The sequence below is a fragment of the Longimicrobiaceae bacterium genome, assembly GCA_035696245.1.
In the GTDB taxonomy this organism is placed as follows: Bacteria; Gemmatimonadota; Gemmatimonadetes; order Longimicrobiales; family Longimicrobiaceae; genus DASRQW01.
On the sequence record DASRQW010000053.1, the window covers coordinates 1 to 7,537 of the forward strand.

Here is a 7,537-nt window from a genome sequence, read left to right on the forward strand (position 1 = left end):
ACAGCCGCACATCGTTCCCGATCGGCTGGCGGTCATCCGGCGAGTGGCGAGCGGGCGATCAACCGACGATGGAGCGCTGTTCATCTACCGGCAGCTTTCATCGGTGGATCGAGCAAACCTGCATCTTCCGGCTGGGCGGGATCGTCTCGGATGCACGGCGTCCCGCTTGGTGCGGAGGCCGGACGGGAGAGGGCGGCAGTTCGACGATCAACCGAATGGGGCCCTTGACTTTCCGGTTCACCGGGGCCAGCGTTCAGGCATGAACGAAACCGCTTCTCCCTGCGGCTCCGCGTCGCGGACCGTGCTGATGTCGCTGCTGCACGCGGGCAGCGTGGTCGAGGACCGGCTGGAGCGCAGCCTGGAGCCGTGGGGCCTGTCCATGGCGAAGATGGGCGCGCTGCACCACCTGTCCGCCGCCGGACAGCCCATTGCGCTGGGCCAGCTCGCCGACCGGCTGAGCTGCGTGAAGTCCAACGTCACCCAGTTGGTGGACCGGCTGGAGGCCGACGGGCTGGCGCGGCGCCTGCCCGACCCGGCGGACCGCCGAAGCATCCTGGCGACCATCACCGACGAGGGCCGCCGCCGCTTCGCCGCCGCCGCCGAGGCACAGGCCGTGGTCGAGGCGGAGATCCTGGCATCGCTGCCGGAAGATGACCTCGCCAAGCTGGGCGAGCTGCTGGGGAGGCTCACTGGCGCCCACCCTTGACGGGCGCCTTCAGGTAGTTTGGTTCATAGATGCACTTTCGTGGGATGAACGGCTGCCATCGAAGGCGGGCGGAGAGCGCGGTAGGCGGAGAAACGTCAACGGGAGGGGATGCGATGCGGGTGTTCATGACGGGGGCGAGCGGCTACATCGGCGGTGTGGTGGCGGAGCGGCTGCGTGCGGCGGGGCACGAGGTGCGGGGCTTGGCGCGGAACGACGACGCGGCCGGCCGGCTGCGCACGATGGGAATCGAGCCGGTGAGAGGCACGCTGCTGGACCGTGACGTGATCGCCCAGGAGGTGCGCGAGGCGGACGCGTTCATCCACACTGCAATGGACATGACGCGCCGCGTGGTGGAAGCGGACCTCACCACCATCGAGGCCGCGCTGGAAGGCATCGGGGGGAGCGGCAAGCGGTTCATCTACACGAGCGGCACGGCCGTGGTGGGCGACACGGGCGACGGGGTGTCGGACGAGGAGACGCCCATCGACCCGGCTTCGATCGTGGCGTGGCGCGGGGACCACGAGAAGCGGGTGACGGGCGGCGGCGGCATCCTGATCCGCCCGGCGCTGGTGTACGGGCGCGGCGGAAGCGGCATAGTGACCATGCAGATCGCCGAGGCGCGGCGCGACGGCGTGGTGCACTACGTGGGCAATGGCAGCCAGCGCTGGTCCGGCGTGCACGTGGACGACCTCGCCGACCTGTACCTGCTGGCGCTGGAGAATGCGCGGCCGGGCAGCCTCTACGTGGCCGCCGCGGGGGAGCCGGTTTCCATGCTCGACATCGCGGAGGCGGCGAGCCGCGCGGGCGGGGCAGGCGGGCGTACGGCGCCGCTCACGCGGGACGAGGCGCAGAAGGCGCTGGGGTGGATGGCGGGCCTGGTCTCCGTCAGCTCCGCCGCGTCCGGCGAGCGGGCGCGGCGCGAGCTGGGCTGGAGCCCGCATCGGCCGGCGCTGCTGGAGGAGCTGGCGCACGGCTCGTACGTTGCCGTGGCGGCCTGAGGCTGGACGAATGCCGCGCGGCACCCGGTCCGGCGGCCGAGAACTCGAACACGGAGCACGACCATGGAAAGCACCGTCGCGGGACCGCGGGTGACCGACGAGGCTGGTGCGGGCAAGGTGCGCAACGTGGTGCTCTGGGTGCTCCAGATCCCCGCGGCGGCCATGATCGGGATGGCGGGCGCGATGAAGCTGTCCGGACAGCCGCAGATGGTCGCCATGTTCGGCACGCTGGGGCTGGGGCAGTGGTTCCGGTACGTCACCGGCGGGCTGGAGGTGCTCGGCGCCGTCATGCTGCTGGTGCCGCGCCTGGCCGGCGCAGGCGCGCTGCTTCTCTGCTGCGTGATGGTGGGCGCCATCGCCACGCACCTCTTCGTGATCGGCGGCAACCCCGCGATCCCCATCGTGCTGCTGCTTGTGCTCGCGGTGATCGCCTGGTTCCGCCGCGACCGCACGCTCCGCCTGCTCGGGCGGTAGAGGCGCGGCCCTGCCGATCTCGGCGGTAGGCGGTCGATGGATGTCGGATGCGGGTGGGATGGATGGGTCGATGGGCCGCACGGGTGGAAGCCTGTGCGGCCCATCGTGCATCCACGTGGATGCACGATGTTTGATCGAGGCGCGGGAGCACGGGTGGGAACCGCGTGGGTATCAGGGGATGCGAGGCGGTCCATCTCCCCGAGACGCGAGCGGTGCATGCAGTTCAACTTCGAATATGACGACGAGGTCTACGAGCAGCCGGACCTGGACGAGGACTTTCCGCTGGGCGACGGGACGGCGGACACGGAGGCGACGGTAGATTGCCCGTACTGCGGCGAGGCCAACCACGTGGCGCTGGACCCCGGCAGCGGCACGCGCCAGACCTACGTGGAGGACTGCCAGGTCTGCTGCCAGCCTTGGCTCGTCACCGTCTCCTACGCGGAGGACGGCACGGCGGACGTCCACGTAGAGACGAACGGCTGAGCTTCATCTACCGAAGCCCAGCCGTTCGTTGCGATCCACCGCTGCCCATCCGCACGGTGTCTCCGGATCGTATTCTACCGCATCGGCCGCGATCTCTGGGTGGAGACCAGCGGCCGATCGTCATCTCGCTCAGGCACCTACATCGGCCATCTCGCCCGTACATCCATACAGAGGTCAGGGGGCCGCCCAAAGCGTAGCTCGAAGACTTGATCGGCCGCGTATCCCCTGCAGCCGATTGTTAGGGCGCATCTCGCTCGTGTCAAGCGGCTCCGCCAAGGTCGTCAATAGCAGGGCGGAGCCGCGTTGCGAGTGTTTCGATTCCGTTCTCACTACGAAGCCCCACGGGAGGTGGCCACGCATGTGGTATGCTGTTGATGGGCCAGACAGGCACCAACACGTTAGCCCATGGACCGTCGGACGTATCGTATGTTAGGTGCGTAGTCTCTGGATTGTCCGAGGGAGGTCTCAAGGTCAGAACTTGGACTGCCAAGGCACCGAACGCCATAGTTGTAAGCCGTGCTCGTACCCCGAGGCCGCTGTCATCACTCCAGAGATCATTCGCCACACTGAATAAGTTCGGCTGGTCAATGCACTTGGCAACCCAAACCTCTGTGAGTGGCGGGATGGCTCTCGTCAGCCGCATGTGTTCGCGTTCGGAGTCCGTGTAGAACCACGGCCGAGCGGGATAAACTGCCTCCAGAACCATTGCTGTCTTGACCGCCCATACTGCGAGGATCGCTTGAATGGTGGAATCGAGCGCTTCAAGCATGTCGTCGAGAAGGGATGTGGCTATCGGTTTTGTCTCCCCTTCGAGTCTGCTCATCCACCCATTGTTGCAGTTGGCGCACAGATGCTTCACGATCAATTCCGGCTTCACGGTCGGCCACTCACCCAATCGGTCACCACCGCGCTCCGCAACCATGCGACCCATTTCCCCGGCGGGAAACCGGGAGGTTAGCCACATGGGCCAAGCATGCTCCTTCGTCTTTCCAGGGTTTGAGCAGAACATGCATTTCCGCATGGGGACCTTCCAAGAGCGAAATGGATCACCTGCGACCTTGCGATGCTTGCCCAGCGGCTTAGTCTAACTACCAGTTCACGCGCCGTTGAGGTGCGGCGCGGCTACTCGATGAGGCCGTTGCGGGTGGCGTGGATGTAGTCGGTGACGGCGGGGGCGTGGCCGGCGGCGCGCAGCTCCATGGCGGCCTGGCCGCGGTGATAGTGGCCGTGCATGGCGACGTGCGTGATCAGGTCGTCCACACGGCTGCTGTGCGCCTGCCCGGCGGAGTTGGTGTACGTGACGGTCGATTCCAGCACGGCGGCGTCCAGCCCGCCCAGGTAGCGCGTCCACGCCCCGGCAAGGTCGCGCCGGTGCGTCTCGCACTCGTCGAGCGTCAGGTCCGGCCACAGGGCAATCCAGCTGGCGCCGCCCTGGCCCAGGCGCGACAGCCAGACCCACTGCGCGGCCAGCACGTGCGCCACCAGCCGCCGTGCCCGCGGCGACGCGTCGCCCGAGGCGCGGAGGGCGGCCAGCGACTCGCCGGTGGCCCACGCGTCGAAGCGGAACATGCGCTGCATCTGGCTCAGGGTGTCCATGCGGGGCGTCTCGTCTGGGGTCCGGTGGTGTGGATGACGGAATAGAAAGCGGAGGGGCGGCCGGCGCAATCGCCGGCCGCCCCTCGCGCCGTTCATCTACCGGAAGCCGTTACTGCCCGGCCGTCCACGTGTTGTTGGAGCGGTCCACGTCGATGAGGCGGTGGTCCGGATCCAGGTCGATCCGCGCGAGGCGCTTGGCGCCGAACGAGTAGGTGCGCTCGTACCGCGCCGTGTTCGTGCTCCACACCTCGGCGGGGTAGTGGATGTCCTGCGTGGTGCCGTCGGTGAAGGTGAAGCGGGCGCGGATGGGCAGCACGCCGCGCGCCCGGTTGCCGTACACCACCGTCACGTCGCCGCCGTTCGCGTTCACCGACTCGACGGCCTGGTCGAAGTGCGGGTTCTCCAGGAAGAACTCGCGCCAGAACCAGTCCAGCCGCCGCCCGCCCACGTCCTCCATGGTCCGGAAGAAGTCCGACGGGGTGGGGTGCTTGAACGCCCAGCGGTTGATGTAGGTGCGGAAGGCGTCGTCGAACGCCTCGGGCCCCAGGATCTCCTGCCGGAGGAGCTGGAGGGCCACGGACGGCTTGGTGTACTGCGACAGCCCCAGGCGCCGCGGGTCCACGCGGTCCGGCCCCACGTCCACCGTCAGGTCGCGCCCCTGGATCTGCGCCGTCTCGACCGTGGCGCGCTCCTCGGCGGCGCGCTTCATCTGGTCGCCCTGCTCGGGGTAGCGGCGCGCCTCGGAGAAGGTGTTGATGAAGGTGTTGAAGCCCTCGTCCTGCCACATGTGCACGCGCTCGTTGCTCCCCACGATCATGGGGAACCAGTCGTGCCCGATCTCGTGCGTGACCACGTCGTACAGGTCGTACTTGTCGTCGCTGTGCGTCTCCATGGCCAGCATGGGATACTCCATGCCGCTGATGGGGCCTTCCACGGCGGAGATCTGCGGCCACGGGTAGCGGAACCAGCGCTCGCTGTACTCCTGGATGGACATGCGCGCCTGGTCGGCGGCGTCGGCCCACAGGTCGGCGGCCTCGGGGCGGTAGTACGCCTGCGCCAGCATGCCCTGCCAGCTGCTCGCGTCCCACTGGTAGTCCGGAGATACGGCCCACGCCACGTCGCGCACGTTGTGCGAGGCGAAGCGCCACGTCATGGTGCCGGTCTTCCGCGGGCGCGCGGCGCCGTTGCGCAGCTCGGCGGCGGTGACGATGCGCACGGGCGTCTCGGACCGCGCGGCCTGCGCCAGGCGCTGCTGCTGCGCGGGCGTGAGCACCTCGGCCGGGTTGGCGAGCGAGCCGGTGGCGGCCACGATGTACCCGGCGGGCACGGTGACCTCCAGGTTGTAGTCGCCGTAGTCCAGGTAGAACTCGCCCTGGCCCAGGTACGGCTCGGTGTTCCAGCCGTGCACGTCGTCGTACACGTTCACGCGCGGGTACCACTGCGCGATCTCGTACAGCGCGCCGTCGCGTCCCATGCGGTCGGCGCCGTGCTCGGGCACGGGGAATCGCCAGGCCACGTCCAGCGTGGCGGTTCCGCCGGGCGCCAGCGGTTCGGCCAGGTCCACCTTGGTCACCGTCTCGTTGGCCCGCGTCTTCACCGGCACCGAGCCGCGCGCCGTGACCTGGTTGAAGTGCTCGAAGGTGTAGCCGCCCTCGAATCCGCGCGCCCCGAAGCGCGAGTTCTGCGGGTACACGTACGAGTTGAGCGAGTTGCTCTTGAAGGCGTTCTGCTCGGTCTGCATCCACAGGTAATGCAGCGTGTCGGGCGAGTTGTTGGTGTAGCGCATGCGCATGCTGCCGTGCACCGCCTTGGCGGCGGTATCGAGCACGGCCTGCAGGTCGTAGCTGGCGCGGTTCTGCCAGTAGCGGGAGCCCGGCGCGCCCGCGCCGGTGCGCACCTGGCCGGCGGCCACGGGCAGCACCAGCGGGGCGAAGATCGAGGTGTCGCCCACCCCCGCGGCCGCGTTGGCGGACTGCGCCGCGGCGGCGCCCTGCGCGCCCGCGAGCAGGAGGCCCGCGGCGGCCGTCGTACGGAAGAGTCTCATCACAGGTCCCAGCGTTGAAGACGGAACCGGCGCCACCCACGCGGGCGCCGCCGGGCACTGCTACCTGATCGCGCCGCACCGGAGCAAGAATCGGCCCCCGCGCGGGGCGCTGCCGCGCGCCTTTCGCGCATGCGTGCGCCGTCCCGCGGCAAGCCGTACGAGCGTTCGATTCGCGGCGCAGGTGCGGCACAGTACCCACCCCGCACGCCGGGCGTTCCCCTTGACGCGTCCTCCGAACTGCGGCGCGTGCATCATGTTACAGACGCTCTACAAAGATAAGGGCGGGAATGGAAAGTGCAGGCGGCGGAAGGCACCGGCACTGCGCGGCCGGATGCCACATCCTGCACCACGCTCGCGGCACCTTCTGCGCGGCCGGTCCTCTCCCGCGGCCCATCTCTCCGCGCCGCGGTATCCTGCCAACACATCCCGAGGAGGTTCCGCATGCGCAAGCTTCGGCTGGACATCGAAGACATCGGTGTGGAGTCGTTCGAGACGGCGGAGAAGCCATGGGTGGCGCCGGGCACCGTGGAGGGCTACCGCACGCCCAGCCTCACGCGGCAGGTGAGCTGCTTCAGCGACTGCCCGGCCACGCAGTGCGGCAACACCTGCTATCCCAACTACGACCCGTGCAACACCAACGTCGACTGTTCCGCAGACTGCATCTCGGTCGCCCATTGCGTCAGCGACAATGGGAGCTGCCCCTGCCAGATCACGGAGGCCGCAACCTGCCTCTGCTGACGGACCAACGGTGAAACGCGACGCCGGTCGGGAGAGATGCCCGGCCGGCGTCGACGTTTTCGGTAGATGTATGAGGCTGAGATGGTGTCGCATGCGGAAGGGGTGCCCCCTCCCCCGGCCCCTCCCCCGCAAGCGGGAGAGGGGAGAACCACATGTCGGGATTGAAGTTAGCCCTGTTGTGGCACTCGTGGTGCTTGGTAAGCGAACCAATGGGCAGCACCGGTCAAGAGTCCGACAAAACCTGGCTACATCGGCGTATGAGCTACGTTCCCCCGCTTCAGACCACGCGCAAAACCTTGCTCCCGCGCGGAATCAGCTCCCCGCTCCCGCTTGCGGGGGAGGGGCTGGGGGAGGGGGCATACTCTCCGCCGCACCTCCGCCCGCGGGAGGCACGTAGATCACCTCCATCGGCGAGTGCCCGTCCGCTGGGCGAGCGGACGAGGCGGAGGGGAGATGCGCTGCATACGCGACGGGGAGCGGGCCGGCGGGCGCGCGCCG

General features: G+C 68.6%; 9 protein-coding genes. 6 read left to right on the plus strand and 3 right to left on the minus strand.

What is annotated here, in order from left to right:
• The 5 genes from VFE05_02435 to VFE05_02455 all read left to right on the plus strand — a co-directional run.
• The coding region (locus VFE05_02435; protein ID HET6228905.1) for a hypothetical protein at positions 1 to 263 on the plus strand (263 nt) is incomplete at its 5' end.
• A complete protein-coding gene (locus VFE05_02440) occupies positions 260 to 706 on the plus strand; it encodes a MarR family transcriptional regulator (GenBank protein HET6228906.1) in 447 nt (148 codons plus the stop codon). The genes VFE05_02435 and VFE05_02440, both read left to right, overlap by 4 nt.
• Positions 707 to 819: 113 nt before the next feature.
• On the plus strand, positions 820 to 1,704 hold the full coding sequence (locus VFE05_02445) for an NAD-dependent epimerase/dehydratase family protein (protein HET6228907.1): 885 nt from the start codon (positions 820 to 822) through the stop codon (positions 1,702 to 1,704).
• A gap of 63 nt (positions 1,705 to 1,767) precedes the next feature.
• Positions 1,768 to 2,178 (plus strand): DoxX family protein, encoded by a 411-nt coding sequence (locus VFE05_02450; GenBank protein ID HET6228908.1) that lies wholly within the window; start codon positions 1,768 to 1,770, stop codon positions 2,176 to 2,178.
• A 216-nt stretch (positions 2,179 to 2,394) separates the two neighbouring features.
• Positions 2,395 to 2,661: a CPXCG motif-containing cysteine-rich protein gene (locus VFE05_02455; protein HET6228909.1), complete on the plus strand. Its 267-nt coding sequence runs from the start codon at positions 2,395 to 2,397 to the stop codon at positions 2,659 to 2,661.
• A 259-nt stretch (positions 2,662 to 2,920) separates the two neighbouring features.
• On the opposite strand, the gene VFE05_02460 is transcribed toward VFE05_02455, so the two are convergent.
• The 3 genes from VFE05_02460 to VFE05_02470 form a co-directional block, all read right to left on the minus strand.
• Positions 2,921 to 3,484 (minus strand): hypothetical protein, encoded by a 564-nt coding sequence (locus tag VFE05_02460; GenBank protein ID HET6228910.1) that lies wholly within the window; start codon positions 3,482 to 3,484, stop codon positions 2,921 to 2,923.
• Between the two features lie 299 nt (positions 3,485 to 3,783).
• Positions 3,784 to 4,257 (minus strand): DinB family protein, encoded by a 474-nt coding sequence (locus VFE05_02465; GenBank protein ID HET6228911.1) that lies wholly within the window; start codon positions 4,255 to 4,257, stop codon positions 3,784 to 3,786.
• A gap of 109 nt (positions 4,258 to 4,366) precedes the next feature.
• Positions 4,367 to 6,301, minus strand: coding sequence for a M1 family metallopeptidase (locus tag VFE05_02470; protein ID HET6228912.1), 1,935 nt, complete (start codon positions 6,299 to 6,301; stop codon positions 4,367 to 4,369).
• Positions 6,302 to 6,742: 441 nt separating this feature from the next.
• Between VFE05_02470 and VFE05_02475 the strand changes: the two genes are divergently transcribed.
• The gene (locus VFE05_02475; protein HET6228913.1) at positions 6,743 to 7,039 is read left to right on the plus strand and encodes a hypothetical protein; all 297 of its coding nucleotides are present in this window, start codon (positions 6,743 to 6,745) and stop codon (positions 7,037 to 7,039) included.
• Positions 7,040 to 7,537: the final 498 nt, after the last annotated feature.

Bases quoted from the DNA above. Each gene is read 5' to 3' on its own strand.
- VFE05_02440 (HET6228906.1), top strand. From the start codon at position 260: ATGAACGAAACCGCTTCTCCCTGCGGCTCCGCGTCGCGGACCGTGCTG.
- VFE05_02445 (HET6228907.1), top strand. From the start codon at position 820: ATGCGGGTGTTCATGACGGGGGCGAGCGGCTACATCGGCGGTGTGGTG.
- VFE05_02450 (HET6228908.1), top strand. From the start codon at position 1,768: ATGGAAAGCACCGTCGCGGGACCGCGGGTGACCGACGAGGCTGGTGCG.
- VFE05_02455 (HET6228909.1), top strand. From the start codon at position 2,395: ATGCAGTTCAACTTCGAATATGACGACGAGGTCTACGAGCAGCCGGAC.
- VFE05_02460 (HET6228910.1), bottom strand. From the start codon at position 3,484: ATGAGCAGACTCGAAGGGGAGACAAAACCGATAGCCACATCCCTTCTC.
- VFE05_02465 (HET6228911.1), bottom strand. From the start codon at position 4,257: ATGGACACCCTGAGCCAGATGCAGCGCATGTTCCGCTTCGACGCGTGG.
- VFE05_02470 (HET6228912.1), bottom strand. From the start codon at position 6,301: ATGAGACTCTTCCGTACGACGGCCGCCGCGGGCCTCCTGCTCGCGGGC.
- VFE05_02475 (HET6228913.1), top strand. From the start codon at position 6,743: ATGCGCAAGCTTCGGCTGGACATCGAAGACATCGGTGTGGAGTCGTTC.